Genomic DNA, 24,837 nt, shown 5'->3' on the forward strand with positions numbered 1-24,837 from the left:
AGTTTTTATGAAGATTTTATTGGTGGGTAACCATACCTGTGGGAATCGTGGGGATGGCGCGATTCTGCGTGGACTGATTGATTCAATTCAGGCCGCGCGCAACGATGTGGATATTGATGTGATAAGCCGTTATCCAACCAGCTCCGGTTATCTGCTTCAGCAACATATTCAGCAGGATAAGCTATTCCTGCACAACAACTCCTCGGGTAAGGGCCTGATTGGCTCTGTTAAACGCAAAGTCGCTAACCGACTGATGCCGAATATCATGATGGCGCATCTGGGCAAGGGTGGACCCTACAAATCCTTCTCCGTGCCGCCACACCTCAAAGCCTTCACGGAAAGTCTGGCGCAGTACGATGCGGTCATTCAGGTGGGCGGTTCATTCTTTGTCGATCTGTATGGCGTGACTCAGTTTGACCATGCGCTCTGCGCGCTGCTGGCTAAGAAGCCGCTTTACCTGATTGGCCACTCCGTTGGACCTTTCCAGAACGCCCGCACTAATCAACTGGCCAACTTCGTGTTTGACCGGGTTGACCGCCTTATCTTGCGTGAGTCCGTTAGCCTTGACCTGATGAAGCGCGATGGCGTGACCAGCTCAAAGGTGATGCCCGGTGTGGATACGGCCTTCCTGGTACGTGCCCGTCACGTTGAAAACCCCAGCCACAGTCTGCAGCACTGGCAGAGCGTGATTCGCACCCGCAAAACCATCGCGATTACGGTCCGTGAACTGGCGCCGTTTGATAAGCGTCTGGGCGTCACGCAGCAGGAATACGAAGCCGCCTTTGGTCGCGTGATCAACGCCATGATCGCCAGCGGTTATCAGGTCGTCGCCTTATCTACCTGTACGGGCATCGACAGCTACGCCAAAGATGACCGTATGGTGGCGCTCACTTTGCGCGATCGCGTTGAGCAGCCAGAGCACTACCACGTTGTAATGGATGAATTTAATGACCTCGAATTAGGTGTCCTCCTCAGCGAGTGTCACCTGACCATCGGAACCCGTCTGCACTCTGCCATCATCTCAATGAACTTTGGTACGCCAGCGGTCGCCATCAACTATGAACACAAATCCATGGGCGTCATGAATCAGCTAGGTCTGCCGCAAATGGCTACCGATGTTCAGAGCCTGATGGACGGTTCGCTGATTGATAAAGTTCAGGCTATCCTGGCCGACTACGACACGATCAAGCAAAACGTCGAAACCGCCGTGGCGCATGAAAGGGAAGTAGGTAACAGAATCACTGAAGAGATTCTAAACGTAATAGGATGATGTGATGAAACTGACTTTTTTCACGATGCGTTTCCCGGTTGCCTCTGAAACTTTTGTTCTCAACCAGGTCACTCATTTTATTGATGCCGGTTACGACGTTGAGATTATCTCGGTATTTCCGGGAGACCTGGTCAACCGCCACGGCGCATTTGACGAATATGGTCTGGCGGCAAAGACGCATTACCTGTTACCCGAAGAAAAAATTTCCCTGACGGACAAGCTGGGACAGCGGCTGAAACTGGTTCTGCCCAAAATCACCAAAGTGTCGTTACTCCGTTCCCTTAACGTGCGCCGCTATGGCGCACAGTCCAGTAAGCTGCTGCTGCCGGCGATCGTTGCCAATGCGCGTCAGACCTATGTCGCGGATGTTTTCCTGGTGCATTTCGGCTATGCCGGGGCGCTGGCGAATAAACTGCGTGAACTGGGTATCCTGAAAGGCAAACAGGCAACGGTGTTTCACGGGGCGGATATCTCTCGTCGTCACATCCTCGACGAGCATAAGCAGGATTACCGTAATCTGTTTCAGCAGAGTGAGCTGATGTTGCCCATCAGCCATCTTTGGCAGAACAAGCTGATTGAAATGGGCTGCCCGCCTGAAAAAATTCACGTTACCCGCATGGGAATTGAACCTGAAAAATTCAATTTCCAGCCGCGTGATGCCTTCCATACACCGTTGCGCATTGTTTCCGTTGCCCGTCTGACCGAAAAGAAAGGACTGGATGTAGCGGTGAAAGCCAGCGCCATTCTGAAACAGCGCGGTGGCCAGTTCCAGTACACCATCATTGGCAATGGCGATCAGGATCAGATGATGCGTGACTTTATTGCGCGCGAAGAGATGGACGACTGCGTGACGATGCCGGGTTTCAAACCTCAGGAAGAGATCCGTCAGGCCCTCAACGAAGCGGATATATTTCTGCTGCCCTCTAAAACGGCCGCAGATGGCGACATGGAAGGCATTCCGGTTGCGCTGATGGAGGCGATGGCGGTAGGGCTGCCAGTGGTCTCCACCTTCCACAGCGGCATTCCGGAACTGATCGAAAATAACGTTTCTGGCTGGTTAGTGAAGGAAGATGACGCCGAGGCGCTGGCCGAGACGCTGCTGAAATTGTCAGAAGGCGCGGTGGACGTGGCACCGGTTGTTGCCGCAGCCAGACATAAAGTTGAAACCGAGTTTAATCAGCACATCGCGTATCGCGAGCTGGCACAGATTCTGGAGCAAATGGTTTGAGTGGAATAAAGTCACAGGCGATTTGGTTGTTTGGCAGTACCTGTTTCTCTGCTGTATTACAGGTTGCTCAACTGAGTATTCTCGCCCGTAAACTCGAAACCCATGAGCTGGGGCTGTTGGCGATCATCAACGCTATTTTAGCGGTGGCGGGCGTGCTGCAGGACATGGGCATGAGCAGTTATCTGGTCCATCGCCAGAATATTACCCGACGCGAACAGAGCACCATCTATTGGGTCAACGTCTCGCTCAGCTTATGTACCGGCGTTGTCATGCTGCTGATTGCCTGGCCTGTTGCCTGGTTCTATCATCTGCCGGAACTGGTAGGGTTGATTATGCTGACGAGCCTGAACTTTCTGGTGCTGGGGCATCTTTCGCAATATCAGGCCCACTACATTAAAACCAAACGCATGGTGTCGCTGGCGAAGATCGAAATGGGCACCAAACTGTTTGCCTTCCTGTGCGTGGTGGCGATGCTGGAGTTTACCTCGCTGACGGTGGCCGCCGCGATTCTGGGGCTGTTTATTAACGCCTTTACCCGCATCCTGTGCATGATCGCGCTGGGTGAGAAGTCATGGCGTCCCACATGGGAGTTCGATAAACAGACTTTCTTTAGTGCGATTCGTTACGGTATCTATCAACTGGGTTCGCAGACCATTAACCAGCTTCGTACTCAGGCCGATGCGCTGGTGGTAGGTAAAGTGATGGGGGCAGAAATGCTCGGCGTCTATTCTCTGGCGAAAGAGCTGGTACTGCAGCCCCTGAAGTTGGTTTCGCCGGTGATTAACCGTCTGGCGCTACCGCGCTTCGCGGAAAAACAGCAGGATCCCGAGCAGTTGAAGAAGCTGTTCCTGAAAGGCACGCTGGTGATTATGCTCTTCAGCAGTGCCATGTACCTTGCTATCGGTATCTTGTCTCCTGTCATCGTACGCATTCTGTATGGTGCGTCTCACGAGCAGGTTTATCATCTTATCCCGCTGATGCTGCTGTTTGGCATGCTGCGTCCGATGGGTGGACTAACTGGCGCCATTTCACAGGCAAATGGCCGAACCAACGTGGAGTTCTACTGGAACATCGTGGCCAGCCTGGTCGTCATGGCTGTGCTTGCGACCACCTTTATCTGGCCAAACGTGCTTTACGTCGCGCTGACGTTGTCGATCTCACAGGTGCTGATTTCAGCGCTGGCGCATCCGTTCTTTATCAAGCCGGTTATTGGTATTCGCTTCATCCCTTATGCCCGACAGTGGGTATCTGTATCGGTCCTGTTTGTGGGGCTGATGCTGCTGGTAAATCACTTTGACCTTTTCGTGATGCCAGAATGGTTTGAACAGTGGCTGTGATGCCAATAACAACGGGCGACTTAGGTCGCCCGTTTCTTTTTATGGCTGGCACCAAAAACGGCGACGTCAATTTCTCTGCCGCTCATGTGGCCGGTCTTTACTGTTTGTGTTAACTCAGTTTATGGGGATGTTTACTCTAGGTAAAATCCCGAATTTGTAAGATTTCACAGCGAGTTAGTGTCGGCTTTTCAGATAAAGATTATACTTCCTTTTCCGGTCCATCCGGCATAATTGACGCATGTCTTCACTTCATTAGATGGAATAACTATGACCAAGCTTAAAGCAGTAATCCCGGTTGCGGGTCTCGGTATGCATATGCTTCCGGCGACTAAAGCCATTCCGAAAGAGATGCTGCCTGTCGTGGACAAGCCAATGATTCAATACATCATTGATGAGTGTGTTGCAGCAGGGATCAAAGAGATTGTGCTGGTCACCCATGCGTCCAAGAATGCGGTAGAAAACCACTTCGATACCACCTATGAACTCGAAGCCCTGCTGGAAGCACGCGTTAAACGCCAGCTGCTGAGTGAAGTCCAGTCAATCTGCCCGCCGGGCGTGACCATCATGAACGTGCGTCAGGCGCAGCCACTGGGCCTGGGGCATTCTATTCTCTGCGCGCGTCCAATGATCGGCGACAATCCTTTTGTGGTTGTCCTGCCTGACGTGCTGTTGGACGATTCCACCGCTGACCATTTACGATATAATCTGGCGGCGATGGTTGCGCGTTTTGAAGAGACTGGTCACAGCCAGGTGCTGGCAAAACACCTCACCGACTACGATCTGTCTGAATACTCAGTGATCACGACTGAGCAGCCGCTGGAAAACCCAGGTGATGTCAGCACGATTACTGACTTCGTTGAGAAACCTGAGCATCCGGCCGAGTTAAACTCAGACCTGGCAGCGGTGGGACGCTACGTGCTTTCAGCCGATATCTGGGCTGAGCTGGAGCGTACCGAACCGGGCGCATGGGGCCGTATTCAGTTAACGGATGCTATCGCCAGCCTGAGTAAGAAGAAAACGGTCGATGTCTCACTCATGACGGGTCACAGTTTCGACTGCGGACGTAAAATGGGTTACATGCAGGCATTTGTCTCCTACGGTCTGCGCAATAACGCTCAGGGCCGCGACTTCCGCGAAGCGATCGAGAAAATTCTGGCGAAGTAATCAACTATCATTCGCCGCGGCTAACGCGGCAGAAAGGGAGAAGAGATGGCTATTTTGGTAACGGGCGGGGCAGGTTATATCGGCTCCCACACAGTGCTGGCACTGCTTGAGCGCGGTGATGATGTGGTGGTACTGGATAATCTGTGCAATGCCTCGCGTGAGGCCATCAATCGGGTTGAGAAACTCGCCGGCAAGAAAGCAACGTTTATCGAAGGCGACGTTCTTGACCGCGCCTGCCTGCGTGACCTGTTTGCCTCCCACAGCATTTCTGCCGTGATTCACTTCGCCGCACTTAAAGCGGTGGGTGAATCCACGCGTATGCCTCTGGAATACTACGAAAATAACGTATCCGGTACGGTCGTACTGCTTGAAGAGATGCGCAACGCGGGCGTATGGAACTTCATTTTTAGTTCTTCCGCTACTGTTTATGGTGCCAATGCCCCGGTGCCTTACGTGGAAACCACACCGATTGGCGGCACAACCAGCCCATATGGCACCTCTAAGCTCATGGTCGAATTTATCATTCGGGATTTCGCCAAAGCTGAGCCGAAGTTCAAAACCATTGCACTGCGTTACTTTAACCCGGTCGGTGCGCATGAGTCGGGCGAGATTGGCGAAGACCCAACCGGTATCCCTAACAACCTGCTGCCTTACATTGCACAGGTTGCCATCGGTCGTCTGGATAAACTCGGCGTGTTTGGTGGTGACTACGATACGCCAGACGGCACCTGTCTGCGTGACTACATCCATGTCGTTGACCTTGCTGAAGGCCACCTGAAAGCGCTGGACCACCTCGATAAAATTGAAGGCTATAAAGCCTATAATCTGGGTGGTGGGAAAGGCTTCTCGGTGCTGGAAATGATCAAGGCGTTTGAGCAAGCCTCAGGCAAGCCCATTCCGTTTGAAATCAAGCCGCGTCGTGACGGTGATCTTCCGGCATTCTGGGCCGATGCGTCACTGGCCAACCAGGAACTGGACTGGCGGGTTTCGCGTGGTATCGATGCGATGATGCGTGATACGTGGAACTGGCAGTCGAAGAATCCGGAAGGGTTTAATTAAATACCCAAAAAACCCGCATACTTGCGGGTTTTTTTTAGGTTTTAAATTTGAATTTTTGATTTTTCGGGAAATTTAGATTAGATTTAAATGCTTATATTATTTATTTTATTTAAAATATTATATTTAATAAATCCTTTTTACTTTTTATTTATAAACTTACATTACAAATTATTAAGAGTAAATAAAGTTGGTTAAAATAAATAAGTAAAAGAGGGTTTTTACATTGCTGATAACATATGTGTAATTTAGTTAAAGTATTTGTTTTTTAAGGCTCTCATCCTCATACGTCCGAACTTTAAAAGATACTTTATTGGTCTTTTCTTGATACGAGCCTGAACTATAGGATGATAACGATCTATAATATCGAGAATCATTAGGTCAGTTACTGTAGTAATAGTTCCTGCATCAGATCTTACAATTTCGTAAGGCCAGTCATCAGTGTATTTAACCTTAAGCCCTCCACATGCAACTAAATGAAAATATAGAAGTGTTTCTGGTGTCAACGGAACTTTCTGAGTTATATAATCTTTTAAGTTCGGCAAAAAAGATTCAATAAGTTCTGATGAGTTTCTGGAAAATACTAGTAACTGATCATTGAAACCTACGTTTGTAGGAATCATTTTTCCAGTAGAGCGATTTCTGTATGCAAGAACTTTCGCCAATCCATGATTTCTGTTCCCAGTATGCTGGCAAAAGTCTACTCCTGAAGGGATATATACAAAACCTTCTCGAATATTTTTAAGATTAAATTTAGAGTAAAATGATAGATCAGGGCGAGTAATTATGACTTTATCATATTTAAAATCGTTCTGAGATTCAAACTCTTTCATGAGCTTGAAGACTCCGTGAATATTGTAGAACATACTAAAAAATCTTGCAGGATTTAAACTAAAAAGCCATTGGTTTTTATCAATGAATGATGCCTCATTATTGAAATGATCAAAATTCCTGTCGTGAAGTTTATAAGAAGTTAAGTGACGACCGTAATTTTTTTCTAATCTTGTTGCAACTCCTCCAGCAACCTCATGAGCATCATTTTTAGGATTAATTTTAAGGAAACCAGATTTATCCAAGATACCTTGATGTATTTTTAAGGGGCTGTCAGATGAGTCAGGACCGAAATAGAAAATGTCAGCATTATTAGGGATTACTATATTGTTTAGTAATGATCCTGCAGTTATTTCAGCAGTCCGTAAGAAGCCATATAATAATACTGCAACCTTTTGCTCTTTATCCATTTTATTTCCTGTCTATAAAGTTATATATAATCTTTTCTCGGGGCTTAAGTTTTTAAGTACCTTGTCTAATACGGTTCTGTAACTTAATAATAGGGTGTTTAAATTCTTCCATCATAAAAATTTTCTTTAAACTTATTTATTTTATATCTAACTTTCAAAAGACGTGTGAAATAGCTAGATGCAGTGCCTTTTCAATTATCTCCTGTGCAAGCGTGATAGTATTTATATGACAACTAAATTCAATAAGTGTAAGATAAGCGAATTATATACGTGGTTATGCATGTTAATAGGGCGTTTCAAAACTAAAGTTTATAGGCAAAACGTATGAATGAAACATCAAAAATAAGTGTAGTGATTGCTGGTACGCAATATAGCGAGTTTGATATTAAATATACAGTCAGCATGCTGAGAGATTGTTTTGACAATCCAGAAATCATTTTATCCACAAACGATACCTCATTTGCAGAATCTTGCAATAAAACTAACTACTTTAACAAGGTTATTTTATGCAAAAATGAGGGTGAGTTACCATCATTAAAATTTCCTCAAACATTAATTTCACCTATTGTTAATAATAATATTAATAAGCAAATTGCTTGCTCTTATTCTGGAGTCAAAGCTGCATCCAACTCATTAGTAATGAAATTACGCACTGATCAAATTATTGTCAATAACAACGTACTAACACTTTGGTCTTTAATAAATGAAATCCCTCAACTCTCTGGAGTTGAGAATAAAAGAATTATAACTTCGAGTGTGTTTTCAATAAACCCAAGGTTTAGCGAAAGGATGCCTTTTCATATTGGTGATATGTTTCAGTTCGGATATAAACAAGATATTTTAGATTACTATTCCGCTCCAGAATATCCATTCTCGTACTCCATTTGGTATGAAAATCATTTTCATAGTGTAGGAAGTAATAAAAATGAAAAGGCTTTTAGGTCAAAATATGCTGTTGAGCAATGGTTAGCCTTGCACTATATCTATAAGAAAGAAAAAAAATTCCCCATAAAATATCATAATGACTGTTCTGAAAAAATTATTGCAGAATTCGAGAGTGTTTTTCCAGAGCATTTTATTATTGCACACCCGGATGATATCGGTCTTCGTGTATCTAAATTTGAGAGCGCAAGAAGTTACTTTAACACGCAATGCTACTCAACATATGAGTCGATAGAGTTACTAAAGAAAATGCATTCTAACATTACAATACACAATTTTTACAAACCTAAAGGGATAAGTAAAAATAAATTTATTTACCTCATGGCTTTATTAAATAATAATATTGTACAAGTTTTAATTAAAAAAATGCCATTGGAGCTTAAAGAATGGTTAAAAAAAATGATTTCCTAGCGTAGTATTTTGTAAATAATTTTAGATAAAGCGATTGGCATTATCCTGATTGCGAAATGCGCAAAACTATATGTGACATTTCGCAATAAGTTATTTTGGCTGTGCCTTATATAATTAATCCGGCACAGCATTTCCGAATATGCCTTCTTTATCCCCGTTCTGCGGTGCAGTGTAGCGTTGTTGAGTCTGTAGAATAAGACAATGTCAGGTATATTGTGAAATATGTAACCTGAAAGAGCAAGGTCAAGCCAAAATGCTAAATCTTCCGAAAGATGTGTCTTAACCGGATAGCGTTTACCTTTAACAAAAACTCTTTTTCTAAAAACAACTGTAGGGTGAATAAAGGGAGTAAGCTTTATAATATTATGCTTTATTTTAAAATCGGAACCAGATTTTATTATGGTTTTATAAAAAATACCGAATTCTTTGCAACTCCCACCTAAAACATCAATATTCTCATTCTTAATAAGAAAAGATCTTTGTAAGTCAATTCTTTTTAATGCGCTAATGTCATCAGCGTCCATCCTAAAGAAAAATTCTATATTAGGATGGTTGTATAGTAAGTGATCAATTGATTCATTGAGAGAAGTTGCCAGCCCTCTGTTAATATCAGAATTAATAACTCTGATGAAACTAAAATTTTCTAAAAAGAAATTTACAACTACTTTCAATGCATTTGAAATGTTACCGTCTATAAAAATCAGAACAACAAATCCGTCAGCGGTTTGATTTACTAAGCTCCAGAGGCTGCAATAAAGCTGAAAAGGTTTATCTTTATAATATACTGACATTATTACAGCAGCATCTGCTTCATCAAAATTGCGATGTATCATCAGGTTTTGTTTATCTTAGTTAACTTGTTACGCGTGAGTGTGCATAAAAATCGTAAGCATCATCAACTGAACCGTTAAAAACAATTTTTCCAGCATCTAAGACAACCCCTTTTGTACAGAATGATTTAACATCAGCTTCAGAGTGCGAAGAGAACACTAAAATACCGACGGATTCAATCAAATTCAAGATGCGTTTACGTGCTTTATCCATGAAATTAGCATCACCCGCTCCGATGACTTCGTCTAATAATAAGATATCAGGTTTCACAGCAGTCGATATAGCAAATGCAAGACGTACTGACATACCCGATGAATAAGTTCTTACTGGGAGATCAATAAAATCTGCCAAATCTGTGAAATCAATAATCTCATCTATTGTTTCATTTATTTGGCGTTTGGACATACCTAAAAGCATACCACGAGAATAAATATTTTCACGGCCGGACGATTCGGGATTAACCCCCAAATTAATATCGAGTAAGCTCGCAATGCTCCCTTTGCTTTCTATTTCACCCTGTGTAGGCTCGTAAATTCCTGCCATTGTTTTAAGTAGAGTCGATTTTCCTGCACCATTATGGCCGATCAAGGCTAATCTATCACCATGTTCTAATTTCAAATTGATGTTTTTTAATGCATCAACCGTGACTTGTCTGGAGTTTGATGATATGACGCCTCCAGTAGTTAATCTCACAAAGTTTGCTTTAAGAGAACGTGATTTAACGTCAAAGATTGGATAGCTGACGGCAACATTGTCAAGTTTCAAATAAGAGGACATGATTAAACCCAATAAGATATTTTCTTGCGAGAACAGCTGAAAGTATAAAAGCTGACAATCACATTAATAATTGTAAAAACCAATATATATTTAATGCTAGGATGCATAACTGCCGGAGGGAAGTCTGCGGGTAGCAACGAGTACCTTATAAAATCAATAAAATGATAAATAGGGTTCCATTCTAAAAGATATGCTTTGGTTCGCATTGACTCAGTCGGTATCCACATAACAGGAGTAACTAAAAAACCTATTTGCAGAATAGATGCAACTATCTGGCGCAGGTCCATGAATCGTGTACATACGCATGCGAGTGTTAGAGACATAAAGAAAATATTAAACGTTAGAATACATAATCCAAACAACGCCTTACCAATGGTGTAGAAAGTCAATGTACTGTCGAAAAAAATTAAACATATGACCAATATAATGGCATTATGCAAGAAAAAGTAAAAGTTCCTTGCAACAGATTGGTAAATAAAAACGCTTCTTTCAATTTTTATTTGTTTTATAAATCCTGCGCAGGCAATGAAAGAATCGGCGGATTCAATAATGGTTTGGTTGATGTAATTCCAAACGAGGATACCAAGTGACATATATAGCAAATAATGCTTTATATCTTGATTGAATAGTGTTGAAAATACTGTTGATATTGAAATAACATATATAGCTGTGCTTGCAGTGATCCAAAATGGTCCCAAAATACTTCTGCGATAGCGAATGACAATCTCCTGCCATGCCATATAGCTCCAAAACTGATACTTCTTGAATCCATCAAATATATCTTTCAACGCCAGTTTAAACATTATCAGTGCCCAAAAAATCAGTATATTCCGTAGGTGTGCCCATAAAGATATGTTTCTCAATAGACGTCAATTTATAGTGAACGCTCATTTTCTTATCAATGATAAAGTTAAACATTGGAGCTATATAGAGTTCACCCATACTTTCACGTTGCATTTCGATATACGCATTAATATAAATCTCTTTACTTTTAAAACCGTATACTCCGTTTGAGCACAGATCTGAAATGCGTACTTTTTCCGTCGTTTTCAGTACTTTTGATGTGTTGCCGTCGGGGAGGGCAAAAGACCAGTGTTCACCTTCACCTTTAAAGACTTCCAAATAAGCATCATTTTGAGTCTCAAAAAATTTAAATTCTTTTTCGTAGGTATCGATGTTAAAAACTACAAAAGGTAGATCATTCGGCACTTTGTCTAAACTTAAAAAAACCGTTTCAGCCTGGCCGCGAGTTTCAGAGCTCAAAACTACGATTTCAAAATCTTTGATACCAATTTTATTTATTTCAGAAGCCACGAAGGAGGGCGTGTCGTAGACATCGCGACAAATAAATATAAATTTTTCGGAGTCATAGTAATCTTCAAATGTTTTGACTGACCATTCAAATAGAGTTTTTCCATGAGCTTCAAGTTTGTACTTAGGTTGAGTATAGCCTGCTTTGAAGAAACGGCTGCTGAGGCCAGCCATAGGAATAATGATCATTGTTTTACTTCCTTATAAAGATTTATAGCTGTTGCTACAAATGCTGCCTGCCGATCCGGCCTGTCATAATGTAAAGGTAACATTGATAAGAACAATGTTGTCGTAATCGCGAGAATTTCTTTATAAGAAAAAGCTGATTTTTCGAATTGTTTTTTTACTAAATCGCTAAGATCAGCGCTGCTATCAGGGATAGTTAATTCAAGTGTTACACCATCATCATTAACAATAAACCTGTCAGAAATTATGTAATCGTATTTACCAATTGCTGAGTGTAATATTTTAGCAAGATCATAACGAATGTCACCATAGATACTTATTATCCCATTAAAGTCGATTCCTCTGGGATCAATAACTTTAATGTCGTTTTTCTTGAAATCGTACAAAATATTACTGAAACAAAAATCACCATGGATGAAAGTACTTTTTGATTCTTTACTAATTAGATCATGCATCTCATAAAGCATTTTTTTAAGCTCAAACTTATTTCCTTCAGAGTCTTGAATGATCTTTTTGTAGCGAGGATTGTCTTTAGTAAATTCGTCAAGGCGGTCTTCATTCTTAGATACTAATGATGTGTAGAAATCTTCATTAACAGAACTCGCAGGAATTTCATAACATTTTTCTATAAAGTTAAAGCAAGACGTTATGATGTGAGCCCAGATAGCCTTGGGATGGTTACCATAAACAAATAATTCGGTGAGAGTAGGAGAATAAAGGTATTCAAGCTTATATTTATAAACTTCGTTTTCATCACCATGACTTATCAGCATCGGAGCGTAATAAGCCATTTCTTCTGGGATTTTACTAAACCAATTAGCTTCCGCCTGAAGCTTTCCTTTCTTAGCCGAGCGTTTTTCTACGTAATACTTGTTTATAGTCAGTTCATTGAACGCTCTTGCTGTAGAAACAATTGTCTTGGAGTCATAAAAAGTATTTAGATGACCGAAATCGAGCCAGTCTTCGCGATATTGTTGGCTAAAAGGTGTTGTTTCGTGATATTTTACCAAACTTTCTGCGAGTTCAAATTTAGAGCTTATTAAGTTGCGGATTAACAGTTGTGGTTTAGATATAGCCAAAATGCCGCAAAATACGGATTCATTACTTTCAAACGCATTATTCATGACCATCCATGAATAATTGAAGTCTGAGTGTGCAGTAAATATAACATCTTTATTTTTTTCATCAATATTTAAAGGTGAACGTAATAAGGTATCACCGTAATAAATAACAACGTGCTCATCTTCGGCACTACAACTCGAAGCCAAGCTAAAAGCAATGCTTTGACCAAGAGAAAAATTTTCATCAATACGAATTATTTCCACAGATAATTCGGATAAAACCTTTTCATCCCATGAAGACATATTATAACTCTTGGGTAGCGTTAAAAATATCTTCTCATCTTTACTTTCTTCACGGATGTGTTTTATTTGATAAGTGTATAGTCTTTTATTTCCTACGGGAAGAAAAGCTGGGGGGAGTTGTCCAAACTCGGCACGTAGATCCTGATCAACATACTGAGCTGATAATATGATAATCATTTTTCTTTCCTTAGCAGCTCAATTATCTCATCATAAGACATATTAATAAATTCACTCGGGCGAACAGCCTTATCATCTATATAGAATCCTTCATGACCGCACCATGGTTTTCCGACATAGATTTCGTCGTAAGGTATCTCATTTTCTTCTAACCACTTAATGATAACCGGTAATGTATTCTTGTTAATAAGCCCTACATTGTTATTAAACGAATTCATATTTCTACTTGTGTTTAAGACTATAGTAAAACCCAGGGCCTTGTATTCTCTGATTTTTTCTAGCAAGTCCCTGTTGACAATGGCATCTTCATATCCATTTTCACCTTTACCTTTTGTCAGGGTCATATCAATGTCAACAATCAGTTTTTTCATGGTATATGTTTCTTTAAGTTGTCGATTATGCAGAATTTAACGATAGTCCTGAGTACAATCATTGGAATACCGACATAGCATTTTATTTTTCTATATAAGTATACTTGTTGCTTGATTATTTCAAAGATGCTGAGCGTATTTAAATAGGCTCTTTTTTTCTCGTTTAATTTGTAAAAAGGTGATTTTATAAATTTAATTTTAAAACCTGATTCCATTAAGTTATATATCATTAATTGGTCGCTAACATAACCATACTTTTCTTTGAAATATATCTTATGGATAGTCTTTTTAGAGAATATTATTTTTTGTAAGGGCGCAAGAAGCGGTCTGCCTTTAATAAAGTTTGTTTTTATAATCTGCTCTGCGGATTTAATATTTAATTCTTTTTCAGAAGTATTTTCTTTTAATTTCATCCAACTATTTATGAAATAGTCATTTATATATAAATCACTGTCCATTTCTAGAGAAGGAAAGTTCTCAAGTAATAAATCATCTCCACAAAAGTAGAACGAAAATGTCTTAAAGTTAAAGTTTCTTGTTGCGTTATCGACTAAAAACTTCCAGTGAGCGGTTCTGTCAAGTTGAGAATCTGGATGAATAATGAGCACGTTTTCATTTTTGTCGAAAAACGATCTACAAAAATCAGCACTTTTTTTGTTAGGTAGGCTGATAAGAAAGCTCAATCTTCTTGACTTTTCGCAATATAGATCACTCACTTTATTTATCAATTCAATATCTACGTCTTTCATTGGAATAAGAAAGAGATGATCATACGTATCAAGCATTAGGGTGACCGTTTGATTTGGTATCGTTGTAGCCTACTGATTTTATTGGTTTCTTGAAGGCACGCTACCGCCCCAGGCTTTACAGCTACCAGTGCACTAGGTTGAAGTCTTCAAATTTTTTTTTCAAAAGCTTTGCTACAACAAAAGCTTATGCTGCAGTTTTTGGGCTATTTTTACAAGTTGGCGCATGCCATTCGCATTTTAATTCCCTTAAAAAACAGCAAGTTGAGGTGATTGTCAAGCAATCATAAAATAATTTATACGCATAAATTTAAATGAAAACTAGTAAGAACTTTCTGTAATGCAGTTGGCATTCTCATGTTTGTCTAGGTTTCACCTTTTATGCTAAATCTCCATAACTATACGCTTTTCCGCATAAATTCACCAACTCCACCAATACTGTTTGGTTTTTTTATATACTATTTATATGGTTATTTTTACATACTCTTACGCTTGTGCAACTCTCACTGCCTAAGTGATAGCTAATCTTACCTTTGATCGAACTTACAAGGGCTTAACTAACTCTTAAGTCTATAAATCTATGGGGTTTTAATAACCTTTTGTGTTTTCTAAATCGCATCAATCACTACCTCTTTTGAACCAGAGTGAGTTAACATGTCCCTCACTTTTGTTCATACACAGTTGTGTGTGATGTGACCCTTCAGACAGGAGTAAAAAATGTCCAAGCAACAGATCGGCGTCGTAGGTATGGCAGTGATGGGCCGCAACCTGGCTCTTAACATCGAGAGCCGCGGTTACACCGTTTCTGTCTTCAACCGCTCGCGCGAGAAGACCGATGAAGTCATCGCTGAGAACCAAGGCAAGAAGCTTGCGCCGTTCTATACCGTTGAAGAGTTTGTTGATTCGCTGGAAAAACCACGCCGCATTCTGCTGATGGTGCAAGCAGGGGAAGCGACTGACAAGACTATCGCCTCACTCACCCCGCATCTTGATAAAGGCGATATCCTGATTGATGGTGGTAATACCTTCTACAAAGATACCATTCGTCGCAACAAAGAACTTTCTGATCAGGGCTTTAACTTTATCGGCACCGGCGTTTCCGGTGGCGAGGAGGGCGCTCTGAAAGGTCCATCTATCATGCCCGGCGGTCAGAAAGAAGCGTACGAGCTGGTTGCCCCTATTCTTGATAAGATTGCTGCTCGTGCTGAAGATGGTGAAGCTTGTGTTTCCTATATCGGGCCGGACGGTGCGGGTCACTATGTGAAGATGGTTCACAACGGTATCGAATACGGTGACATGCAGCTTATCGCTGAAGCTTATGCTCTGCTGAAAGGTGCGCTCGGTCTGAATAACGAAGAACTGGCTGAAACCTTTACCGAGTGGAACAACGGTGAACTGAGTAGTTATCTGATCGATATCACCAAGGACATCTTTACTAAGAAAGATGAAGAGGGTCACTACCTGGTTGATGTTATTCTTGATGAAGCGGCCAATAAAGGTACAGGGAAATGGACCAGCCAGAGTTCTCTGGATCTCGGTGAGCCACTGTCACTGATTACCGAATCTGTATTTGCGCGCTATCTGTCTTCACTCAAGACTCAGCGTGTAGCGGCTTCAAAAGTTCTGAGCGGTCCCCAAGCAAAAGCCGTTAGCGGCGATAAAGCAGAATTTATTGAAAAAGTACGTCGTGCGCTGTACCTGGGTAAAATTGTTTCTTACGCACAGGGCTTCTCACAGCTGCGTGCCGCATCAGACGAGAACAACTGGGATCTGCAGTATGGTGAAATCGCGAAGATTTTCCGTGCTGGCTGTATTATCCGTGCGCAATTTCTGCAGAAAATTACAGATGCTTATGCTGAGAATGCAGGCATTGCTAACCTGCTGCTGGCACCTTACTTCAAAGATATTGCTGACCAGTATCAACAGGCGCTGCGTGATGTGGTTGCTTATGCCGTACAGAACGGTATCCCAACGCCGACGTTCTCAGCAGCCATTGCGTACTACGATAGCTACCGTTCAGAAGTGCTGCCCGCTAATCTGATCCAGGCACAACGTGACTATTTTGGTGCCCACACCTATAAGCGTATTGATAAAGACGGTGTGTTCCACACTGAGTGGTTAGATTGATCATCTGACATCAAAGCGCTATAAGGCTTCCCTCGGGAAGCCTTTTTTTACCCCACCAACAAATCCCCACTCCGCACCGACTTCTCTCCCGCCAGCCTCAACACCAGCATCCCTGCCGTGGCAAATCTGGCCCAGTGCCGGGCATAAAGTATCCCACCGAACTCCGCCACCAGTGGCGTGATATGGTCCGTTACCGGATCGACAATCTCCGCCACCACTTCACCTGGCCTGATAAGGGCGCCCAGCGGTTTACGATGCAGAATCAGTCCCGAGACGGGCGAGTGAACATATTCGCAACCGGCAAGCGGGGTGGGCGGATTTTTCAGCGCAGGTGATGAGGCGGATGTACCCTCGGTGTGACGCTGCTTAATAATCCTGCTTTCATCGGCAACCTGAGCAAGACCCGGAGCCCCGAGCCCGGTACCGCTCTCATCAACGCCGACTAAATCTTCGCCTCCGCTGGCGACGGATACCAGCTCATCGCCGCCAATCACCGGTGCCGCGACCTCGACAGAAACGGCCGCCTCATCGGCGGTAATATAGCCCGATTCCTGTAGCGCGCTGATAATCGCATCGGCATCCTGTTCCGCCTGCTCTGGCGACACGTCGCGTACGCCACGGAGTTCAAGGGTTACGGGTAATAAACCCTGCGGCATGGGGGAACTGTTCGGCAAAACGTTCTGCCAGCGTCAGCCAGGGCTCACAACAGGCTTCATCAAATGGCTCCCCGCCGGAAACTTGTGCCAGCAGCTGAACTTCACTACCCAACCAGCGTGCCAGCGGTTCGACCGCAGGCCATGCGTGCGGTGTGGTATAGAGGTGCGGCAGGGCTTCCCAGTCGCAGTGTAGATCGATCATTAAATCCGCCTGGCTCGCCATGCGCATGAGCGTGAACCGCTGCGCTTCCAGCTCCGTTTTCGGTACGGTATCGCGGTAGTAGCGATCGATTGCATCACGAATCAGTCGCTTGTTTTGGGTTTCGTTTGGCGTCAGTACGCCAGCCAGATCGTTAGCCAGCGTGGTGCCGAGTGATGGAAACTTACGGTTAAAATCTTGTCCAGTCTGCGTATGGAAGCGTCCCAAATGGGTGCCATGCCAGTGCTGGCCTAACGCAAGAGGATTTGAAACCGGGATCAGGGTGAAAGAGGCTTTTAACCGTCCGGCTGACTCCAGCGTTTGCAGACGTTGTTTCAGGTACCACGCAACCGCCATGCCAGGTATTTCATCGCCATGTAAGGCAGCCTGGATATAAACCTGTCGCGTAGCGTCATCGCCAAAATGAAAACTGATAATTTCACGCTGGGTGCCGAGAGAGGCGCTTAACAAGGGGTGATGTTGTTGGTACATACCGTGTTAATGTCCTTTTGTCGGTTCAGGGCGACAAGGGCCGCCCATAAAGTCATTGAGTATAGCCCTGCACAGGCAGGAGAGCGAAAAAGCCCACCGTGACGTTACTTCTGAATCGAAATATCGGTTGAGAAATAGCGCTTCTGAATCTTATCAAAGGTGCCATTTTTCTTAATTTCATCAAAGGCTGTATCCAGCGCGGTCTTCAGCTCGGCATCCCCTTTACGCAGACCAATCGCCGTGCCCGGTCCAATAATCGGATCCTGAACAATCGGGCCTGCCAGCGCAAAATCTTTGCCCTGCGGCTGTTTCAGAAAACCATTGGCGGCCTGCGCCGCGTCGGTAAAGACCGCGTCAAGGCGTCCGGCCACTAAATCGCTTTCCACTTGGGCCTGATCGCCGTAAGGCACCACAGTCACGCCATGCGGCTGCCATTTTGCGCGGGCATAACGTTCCTGCACCGTGCCCTGTTCAACACCCACCGTTTTCCCTTTCAGCGACTCTGGCGTCGGTAACAGGGCAGATCCTTTGCGTGCGATAAGCTGAGCGTGGGTATCGTAAAGCGGCTGGGTAAAGTCTATTTGCTTTAGACGCTCTTCTGTAATGCCCATGTCAGACAGGATGGCATCGAATTTTCGGGCTTTAAGTGCCGGGATCATGCCGTCGAACTGACTTTCCTCCCACACGCACTTCGCCTGCATTTGTGCACACAGGGCGTTGCCTAAGTCGATATCGAACCCCACCAGTTTGCCCTGCGGGGTTTTTGATTCGAAAGGCGGATAGGTGGGATCGACGGCGAAGCGGACCTGTTCGATTTTTGCCTGTGCGCCGAATGCGCAACCAGCAAGCACGGCCAGTGCCAGCGCAGCGCGCAGGCGAATTTTGAGGGTTTTCGTTGCCATAGTTCAGATCTTCTGTTGTCGTAATGTTGTATCACGCAGAGTACCTTTCGACCGGGGTGATGGCAATTAGAGGATGATTTTCACAGTGTTAGCCCCACAAAGTGCACGGTAATCCTGGATGTTCAGGATCACTGAGTGGTCCAGCACGCCCGCATTAAACGCAATCTCATCGTAACGTTCAAACAGCAGCGGATCGACCACCACCTTTAAATCGGGATGAAAGCTGAATGGGGGAATCGCACCAAATACACAGCCCGTCAGCGCATCGACCTCCGCAGGCGAGGCAAGGGATGCCCGACGTCCTCCCACCGCTAAGGCCACTTTACTGAGATCGGCCTGCTGGTCGGCGGGCAGTACCGCCAGAACATGCTGTTTGATCCCATTGCCTTTCACATGGCACACCAACGCCTTTGCACCCTGACCGATTTCCGTGCCACGAATCGTTGCCACCGCTTCACATTTGCCGGTCGCTTCGTGCTGCATCAGGCGATAACGTGCGCGATTTTGGTCGAGTAGGGCAATTAATTTTTCATGAGTAGTCACGGTTCTCTTCCTGAGCAGTGAGTTGCAGCATCAGTGTCTGCAGCATATGTGGTTGACGCGGTAGCACGCCAGTTTTCAGACCCAGCGGTCTTAAGGCCCGGTTGAGCGTACTCAGGGTCGTATTTTCTCTGTCCTGCTCGATATCTGATAGTGTCCGGCGGCTAATTCCTGCCAGCGCTGCATAGCGTTCCTGTGAAAATCCCAGCACGTTTTTGCGAAGCTGCATCAGGAGTTCACCCTGTGACAATTTTTCTTCAAGAAACTGCTGAAGAAGGTTTAGCAGCATTGCCTCACGTTCAAACGGTGACAGCGTTTTCTTCATAGTTGCCAGCCTTCAATACGCTGATCCAGATAATCAAAGCCAAGAGCCGGCATAGTCAGAATTGATGCTGGTATACCTCGCTGAAGCAGACGCTCTTTGAGTCCGATAAGCTGTCGGGCCAGTACGGCCAGCTCAGCCAGTAATCTGTCCGATGGCACCAGGTCATCCAATGCGGCAGCAATCTGTTGCCATTGATATTGTCCCCCCTCCTCAAAAGGCGCCCCCCATTGCGTCGTGCGTACCACGCCTTCAGGATCCGCTTTCATCGGCGCAAAATCATAGATGGGTGCAAGCCACATGCCGGTGTCCTTTTTCAGAATCGCGCTGTTACGACCATGATTATCAGAATTGCCAAACGCAATATTCAGCATGTCACGTTTTACCCACTCAATGACGAACGCCTCTTGCGCGCGTCTGTCAGGATTAAGGTGTGTAATCAGCGTGCTAATTACCTCAAAATGATTGAGATAGCTGCCTGGCGGTTTTCGCATTATTGAATAGACAGATTCCAGACCATACATCACTTTTTCGCCCGCGATGTAAGACACATCAAAGCGGGGTAACCATAAGGAAGGATAACGGCTACCTTCACACAACTTCATTTTTTCACAGGGAATGGTGTCGAAACCCATCGACGCTAATTCATGATAGTAGTGGTATTCGGCGCGAAGTATGTCGCAATCGATCGCGCTGCGCGCACCGCGCGGATACTTCACCAGATAATGCGCATCCTGATTGTGTACATCGTCCTGCCAAGTATCTATCCATACCTCATCATGTGGCGTATAGCGCAATAAGAGTTTTGGCGCTTCACCGCCAGCCCCGGTCGCTCCACCGCTGGCTGCACCCATTTGCTGAGCGTACGCCAGAAAATCACTGTCACGTTCGATGGCCCATTCAGACGGAAAACGTCGGTCACGTAGCTGACTTTGCGCGGGTAACGCGGGTATCGACTCTTTGATGCGCTGGTTTCCCACTGGTGCAATTGTGCCAGATTTCAGCAACCAGAAATCCTGCTCAGCGGCAGACTTTCCCTGTAACCCAAGCTGCTGAATCCAGTAACGTCTACTGGCACCTGCAGGCATAATGTCATCCAGAAAGGTAAACCACGGACGAGCCGCATAGCTGCCAATAAGCATGACCGGGTAATTCAGACTGCAGCTGGCATAATCATTCCGATCAAGATATTCAACAGCGTAGTCAAAGTTATAGGCGAGTAAAGCGGGACTTTCACGTCCCTGGTGGGGATGTTGGATATTGAGCTGGGCAGCATCATGCCAGCGGCCCTTAATAAACAGCTGGAGTGTGAGCATGACAACTCCTGTTGAGCAACATTATGCTCAATAATAGCGTTTAATTAATTTTTTGAGAAGGATACTGCTCAGAATCTGCATGAAAGTGGAATTCTGAGCAGTATATTGCACCGTTATTTATGACGGGCGCGCAGATTACTGATGATCGTGCTGAGATCTAAATCCTGGTCCTGTAGCAAAACCAGCAGATGATAGATCAGATCCGAGGCTTCGTTAGTCAGCTCTTCGCGATCGTTCACCGTCGCCGCCAGTGCGGTTTCAACGCCTTCTTCACCGACTTTCTGCGCGATGCGCTTGGTGCCGCTGGCATAGAGTTTCGCGGTGTAAGAGCTGTCCGGATCGGCACTTTTGCGCGAGGCCAGCAGTTGTTCCAGCTGATAAAGGAACGTCCAGTCCGGTGCAGCAGGCGAGAAGCAGCTGGAGGTGCCTAAGTGGCAGGTTGTGCCAATCGGGTTTGCCAGCACCAGCAACGTATCGTTGTCGCAGTCCGGCGTGATGCTGACGACCTGCAAAAAGTGGCCTGAGGTTTCACCCTTGGTCCACAAGCGGTTTTTGGTGCGTGAGAAAAACGTCACGTTACCGTCCTGCAGGGTTTTATTCAGCGCATCCTGATTCATATAACCGTGCATCAGAACTTCACCCGACACGTTGTGCTGGACGATAACCGGCATCATGCCTTGGGTCTTTTCCCAGTCTAACCGGGACAGCTGTTGTTCAGTTAACACGCGCGAATCTCCACACCGTTGTCGATCAGAAAGCGTTTCAGCTCGCCGATATTAATAATCTGTTTGTGAAACACCGAGGCCGCAAGAGCACCGTCAACGTTGGCCTGCTCAAAGGCCTCAAGGAAGTGGACCATGGTACCGGCTCCGCCAGAAGCAATCAGCGGCACCTTGCACACGTCACGGACTTTCTTGAGCTGCACCAGGTCATAGCCGTTGCGTACGCCGTCCTGATTCATCATATTCAGGACAATTTCGCCTGCGCCCAGCTTTTGCACTTCCTGTACCCAGTCCAGCGTTTCCCATTGGGTGACGCGCGTCCGGGATTCATCTCCCGTATACTGGTTAACGTGATATTTACCGCTGGCATCATCGAACCAGGTATCAATGCCCACCACAATGCACTGCACGCCAAAGCGGTCAGCCAGGCGGGTAATCAACGAAGGATCGGCCAGGGCAGGGGAGTTAATGGAGATTTTATCCGCGCCAAACTCCAGAATCCGGGCCGCATCTTCCGGGGTTTTAATGCCGCCGGCCACACAGAAAGGAATGTCGATAACCTCCGCCACGCGTGAAACCCAGCTTTTGTCTACGACGCGGTCGTCCGAAGAGGCGGTGATATCATAAAACACCAGTTCATCGGCACCTTCCTCCGCATAGCGCTGCGCCAGCGGCACGATGTCGCCAATAATTTCATGGTTGCGAAACTGAACGCCCTTAACCACCTGACCGTCGCGTACATCAAGACAGGGAATTATCCGTTTTGCCAGCATGCTATTGCCTCCGAAACTGTAAATTTACCTTCCAGCAGCGCACGTCCGACAATCACGCCCTGAACGCCGCTACCGCGTAAGGCGGCAATATCACTGAGTTCACCAATACCGCCCGAAGACTGAAACGCCATCTGTGGAAAACGTGCGGTCACTTCTTTATACAGGTCGACGTTAGAACCGCTGAGCGTACCGTCACGGGAAATATCTGTGCACAGAACATGCTTCAGGCCAACGGGCTGAAACTGTTCGATGACCTCTTCCAGCGTGATACCGGACGCTTCCTGCCAGCCGCTGATGGCGACCTCTTTGCGGTTCGCCGCATCGATGCGCACGTCCAGCGCCAGCACGATGGCGTCCGGGCCAAATTCGTTAAACCAGGCTTTGACTTCCTCAGGCTGTTTGACGGCAGTCGAACCGACCACCACCCGGCTGGCACCGGCATCCAGCAACGCTTTTACGTCATCCCGGTTACGGATACCGCCGCCAACCTGCACGACCGCCTCAACGCCGTTGAGCAGCTTCTTCAGTAAGGCAATCTGGCGTTTAGCCGGATCTTTGGCACCGGTCAGATCAACAAGGTGCAATACCGTTGCCCCCTGGCCGGCGTAGTCCTGCAACCGGGGCAGCGGATCGCTGCCGTAATCACGCTGTTGCGCATAATCACCCTGATGGAGGCGCACGACCTTGCCATCGATTAAATCTAAAGCGGGGATAATCATCACATCTCCAGGAAGTTTTTCAGCAACTGTGCGCCCACTTTGCCAGAGCGTTCCGGGTGGAACTGCACGCCAAAGAAGTTATCTTTCTGCACTGCGGCGGTAAAGGCCTGGCCATAGTGGCACTGGGCAATGGTGCTGGCATTCACCGGCATGGCATAGCTGTGGACGAAATAGAAATAGCTGCCTTCGTCGATGCCGCGAAACAGATGATTGCCCGCCTGAGCGGTAATCTGGTTCCAGCCCATGTGGGGAAGCGGTAATCCCTGTGTATCCATCAGCGAGACAGGATGGTCGATAATGCCCAGCGTCGGCACGCCACCGTTCTCTTCACTGTGGCTGCCCAGCAGTTGCATACCCAGACAAATACCCAATACCGGTTGCGTACAGGCCTTGACCAGCTCAATCAGCTCGCGCTCCAGCAGCTGGTTCATCGCGGCCTGCGCGGTGCCCACGCCCGGCAAAAACAGCTTATCGGCGCGCAGCACCACGTCAGGATGACGGCTGACTTCCGGCGCGTAGCCCAGACGCTCAACAGCCCATTTTACCGACGACAGGTTGGCACAGCCCGTATCCAGGATCACCACGTTCATCAGAGCACTCCTTTCGAGCTCGGCAGGGTATTTCCCTCAACGCGAATGGCCTGGCGCAGCGTGCGGCCAAAGGCTTTAAACAAGCTCTCTACGCGGTGATGGTCGTTTTTACCTTTCGTCTTGAGATGCAGGGTACTCATCATGGCGTAGGACAGCGAACTGAAGAAATGTTCCACCATCTCCGTGCTGAGATCGCCCACGCGCTGGTAGCTGAATTCGGCTTTGAATTCGATATGTGGACGACCAGAGATATCCAGCGCGCAGCGCGCCAGGCACTCGTCCATTGGCAGCACAAAACCAAAACGGCCAATGCCGCGCTTGTCGCCAAGGGCTTTCAGCAATGCCTCGCCCAGCGCCAGACCGGTATCTTCAACCGTGTGGTGGTCGTCGATATACAGATCGCCTTTCACTTCGATATTCATACGAAAGCCGCCGTGCACCGCAATCTGATCCAGCATGTGGTCAAAGAAGCCCACACCGGTGTTAATCTTGCTGCCGCCTTCGCGATCCAGCCACAGTTCAACGCGAACCTGGGTTTCTTTGGTGTTGCGCTGCACCAGTGCGTAACGATCGCGTTGCGTCAGCTGCTGCTGAATGGCCTTCCAGTCCTGACCTTCTGCACCATAGCGAATACCCTGAATGCCCATATTCTCGGCCAGCTGAATATCGGTCTGACGGTCGCCAATCACATAGCTCTGAGCCGTGTCGAGAGCGCCCTCTGCCAGCCAGGCTTCCACCATTTTGGTTTTTGGCTTGCGGCAGTCGCAGTCATCTTCTGGCTTATGGGGACAGATCAAAATATCGCTAAAGCGAATGCCCTGGGAAGCCAGAATCTGCATCATCAGATTATGCGGGCCATCAAAATCGGCCTGAGGAAAACTGTCCGTGCCCAGGCCGTCCTGATTGGTGATCATGACCAGCTGATAGCCCGCGTCCTGTAATGCCAGTAAGGCGGGGACAACATCAGGTTCGAACGCCAGCTTATCCATCCGATCTACCTGAAAATCCTGCGGAGGTTCAGAGATAATCGTGCCGTCGCGGTCAATAAAAAGGGTCTTCTGACTCAT

At 46.0% G+C, this 24,837-nt stretch carries 24 protein-coding genes and 1 pseudogene; 7 read left to right on the forward strand and 18 right to left on the reverse strand.

Going from position 1 to position 24,837, the window contains the following annotated elements; genetic code table 11:
• The first annotated feature begins 7 nt into the window (after positions 1–7).
• The 5 genes from wcaK to galE all read left to right on the forward strand — a co-directional run bounded on the left by wcaK (position 8) and on the right by galE (position 6,058).
• Complete coding sequence (gene wcaK, locus P9J57_RS07595) at positions 8–1,270, forward strand: colanic acid biosynthesis pyruvyl transferase WcaK (protein WP_013026376.1); 1,263 nt, start codon at positions 8–10, stop codon at positions 1,268–1,270.
• Between the two features lie 4 nt (positions 1,271–1,274).
• Positions 1,275–2,498 (forward strand): glycosyltransferase, encoded by a 1,224-nt coding sequence (locus tag P9J57_RS07600; RefSeq protein WP_014594078.1) that lies wholly within the window; start codon positions 1,275–1,277, stop codon positions 2,496–2,498.
• Positions 2,495–3,835 carry a lipopolysaccharide biosynthesis protein gene (locus P9J57_RS07605; protein ID WP_013026374.1) on the forward strand — a complete coding sequence of 447 codons (1,341 nt, stop codon included), beginning with the start codon at positions 2,495–2,497 and terminating at the stop codon, positions 3,833–3,835. Before P9J57_RS07600 ends, P9J57_RS07605 begins: the two co-directional genes overlap by 4 nt.
• Before the next feature lie 267 nt (positions 3,836–4,102).
• Positions 4,103–4,999: a UTP--glucose-1-phosphate uridylyltransferase GalF gene (galF, locus tag P9J57_RS07610; RefSeq protein ID WP_014594076.1), complete on the forward strand. Its 897-nt coding sequence runs from the start codon at positions 4,103–4,105 to the stop codon at positions 4,997–4,999.
• 45 nt (positions 5,000–5,044) lie between these two features.
• Positions 5,045–6,058 carry a UDP-glucose 4-epimerase GalE gene (gene galE, locus P9J57_RS07615; protein WP_014594075.1) on the forward strand — a complete coding sequence of 338 codons (1,014 nt, stop codon included), beginning with the start codon at positions 5,045–5,047 and terminating at the stop codon, positions 6,056–6,058.
• 245 nt (positions 6,059–6,303) lie between these two features.
• On the opposite strand, the gene P9J57_RS07620 is transcribed toward galE, so the two are convergent.
• Positions 6,304–7,296, reverse strand: a complete 993-nt coding sequence (locus tag P9J57_RS07620) for a hypothetical protein (protein ID WP_014594074.1) — start codon at positions 7,294–7,296, stop codon at positions 6,304–6,306.
• A gap of 324 nt (positions 7,297–7,620) precedes the next feature.
• Between P9J57_RS07620 and P9J57_RS07625 the strand changes: the two genes are divergently transcribed.
• On the forward strand, positions 7,621–8,649 hold the full coding sequence (locus P9J57_RS07625; RefSeq protein ID WP_014594073.1) for a WavE lipopolysaccharide synthesis family protein: 1,029 nt from the start codon (positions 7,621–7,623) through the stop codon (positions 8,647–8,649).
• On the opposite strand, the gene P9J57_RS07630 is transcribed toward P9J57_RS07625, so the two are convergent.
• The 7 genes from P9J57_RS07630 to P9J57_RS07660 are packed head-to-tail and all read right to left on the reverse strand — an operon-like array spanning position 8,646 to position 14,451.
• Complete coding sequence (locus P9J57_RS07630) at positions 8,646–9,482, reverse strand: glycosyltransferase (protein ID WP_014594072.1); 837 nt, start codon at positions 9,480–9,482, stop codon at positions 8,646–8,648. The two genes, P9J57_RS07625 and P9J57_RS07630, sit on opposite strands and share 4 nt — an antisense overlap.
• A 19-nt stretch (positions 9,483–9,501) precedes the next feature.
• A complete protein-coding gene (locus tag P9J57_RS07635) occupies positions 9,502–10,257 on the reverse strand; it encodes an ABC transporter ATP-binding protein (protein ID WP_014594071.1) in 756 nt (251 codons plus the stop codon).
• A gap of 2 nt (positions 10,258–10,259) precedes the next feature.
• Positions 10,260–11,060, reverse strand: a complete 801-nt coding sequence (locus tag P9J57_RS07640; protein WP_014594070.1) for an ABC transporter permease — start codon at positions 11,058–11,060, stop codon at positions 10,260–10,262.
• Positions 11,053–11,757, reverse strand: coding sequence for a glycosyltransferase family 2 protein (locus P9J57_RS07645; RefSeq protein ID WP_014594069.1), 705 nt, complete (start codon positions 11,755–11,757; stop codon positions 11,053–11,055). Before P9J57_RS07645 ends, P9J57_RS07640 begins: the two co-directional genes overlap by 8 nt.
• Positions 11,754–13,295: a protein kinase family protein gene (locus P9J57_RS07650; RefSeq protein WP_014594068.1), complete on the reverse strand. Its 1,542-nt coding sequence runs from the start codon at positions 13,293–13,295 to the stop codon at positions 11,754–11,756. The genes P9J57_RS07645 and P9J57_RS07650 overlap by 4 nt, the downstream gene beginning before the upstream one ends.
• Complete coding sequence (locus P9J57_RS07655; protein ID WP_024471924.1) at positions 13,292–13,666, reverse strand: HAD family hydrolase; 375 nt, start codon at positions 13,664–13,666, stop codon at positions 13,292–13,294. The genes P9J57_RS07650 and P9J57_RS07655 overlap by 4 nt, the downstream gene beginning before the upstream one ends.
• On the reverse strand, positions 13,663–14,451 hold the full coding sequence (locus tag P9J57_RS07660) for a hypothetical protein (protein ID WP_014594067.1): 789 nt from the start codon (positions 14,449–14,451) through the stop codon (positions 13,663–13,665). Before P9J57_RS07660 ends, P9J57_RS07655 begins: the two co-directional genes overlap by 4 nt.
• A 678-nt stretch (positions 14,452–15,129) precedes the next feature.
• Here P9J57_RS07660 and gndA point away from each other — a divergent pair.
• Entirely contained in the window at positions 15,130–16,539 is a 1,410-nt protein-coding gene (gndA, locus tag P9J57_RS07665; protein ID WP_019106514.1) for an NADP-dependent phosphogluconate dehydrogenase, read from the forward strand.
• A 47-nt stretch (positions 16,540–16,586) separates the two neighbouring features.
• Here gndA and P9J57_RS07670 read toward each other — a convergent pair.
• From P9J57_RS07670 to hisB, 10 genes and pseudogenes are all read right to left on the reverse strand, one after another.
• Positions 16,587–17,886 (reverse strand): annotated as a pseudogene (locus P9J57_RS07670) (succinylglutamate desuccinylase/aspartoacylase family protein).
• Positions 17,887–17,990: 104 nt separating this feature from the next.
• Positions 17,991–18,788 (reverse strand): ABC transporter substrate-binding protein, encoded by a 798-nt coding sequence (locus tag P9J57_RS07675; RefSeq protein ID WP_483279445.1) that lies wholly within the window; start codon positions 18,786–18,788, stop codon positions 17,991–17,993.
• A gap of 66 nt (positions 18,789–18,854) precedes the next feature.
• A complete protein-coding gene (locus tag P9J57_RS07680) occupies positions 18,855–19,331 on the reverse strand; it encodes a YbaK/prolyl-tRNA synthetase associated domain-containing protein (RefSeq protein WP_080709585.1) in 477 nt (158 codons plus the stop codon).
• Positions 19,318–19,653 (reverse strand): helix-turn-helix domain-containing protein, encoded by a 336-nt coding sequence (locus P9J57_RS07685; RefSeq protein ID WP_014594063.1) that lies wholly within the window; start codon positions 19,651–19,653, stop codon positions 19,318–19,320. Before P9J57_RS07685 ends, P9J57_RS07680 begins: the two co-directional genes overlap by 14 nt.
• Positions 19,650–20,966, reverse strand: a complete 1,317-nt coding sequence (locus P9J57_RS07690; RefSeq protein WP_483279446.1) for a type II toxin-antitoxin system HipA family toxin — start codon at positions 20,964–20,966, stop codon at positions 19,650–19,652. The genes P9J57_RS07685 and P9J57_RS07690 overlap by 4 nt, the downstream gene beginning before the upstream one ends.
• A gap of 113 nt (positions 20,967–21,079) precedes the next feature.
• Positions 21,080–21,691: a bifunctional phosphoribosyl-AMP cyclohydrolase/phosphoribosyl-ATP diphosphatase HisIE gene (gene hisIE, locus P9J57_RS07695; RefSeq protein ID WP_483279447.1), complete on the reverse strand. Its 612-nt coding sequence runs from the start codon at positions 21,689–21,691 to the stop codon at positions 21,080–21,082.
• Positions 21,685–22,461: an imidazole glycerol phosphate synthase subunit HisF gene (hisF, locus tag P9J57_RS07700; RefSeq protein ID WP_028715318.1), complete on the reverse strand. Its 777-nt coding sequence runs from the start codon at positions 22,459–22,461 to the stop codon at positions 21,685–21,687. The genes hisIE and hisF overlap by 7 nt, the downstream gene beginning before the upstream one ends.
• A complete protein-coding gene (hisA, locus tag P9J57_RS07705; protein ID WP_483279448.1) occupies positions 22,443–23,180 on the reverse strand; it encodes a 1-(5-phosphoribosyl)-5-[(5-phosphoribosylamino)methylideneamino]imidazole-4-carboxamide isomerase in 738 nt (245 codons plus the stop codon). The genes hisF and hisA overlap by 19 nt, the downstream gene beginning before the upstream one ends.
• Positions 23,180–23,770, reverse strand: a complete 591-nt coding sequence (hisH, locus tag P9J57_RS07710; RefSeq protein WP_013026351.1) for an imidazole glycerol phosphate synthase subunit HisH — start codon at positions 23,768–23,770, stop codon at positions 23,180–23,182. Before hisH ends, hisA begins: the two co-directional genes overlap by 1 nt.
• Positions 23,770–24,837: a bifunctional histidinol-phosphatase/imidazoleglycerol-phosphate dehydratase HisB gene (gene hisB / locus P9J57_RS07715; protein ID WP_014594058.1), complete on the reverse strand. Its 1,068-nt coding sequence runs from the start codon at positions 24,835–24,837 to the stop codon at positions 23,770–23,772. Before hisB ends, hisH begins: the two co-directional genes overlap by 1 nt.

Source organism: Pantoea sp. nfd-35, from assembly GCF_056892255.1.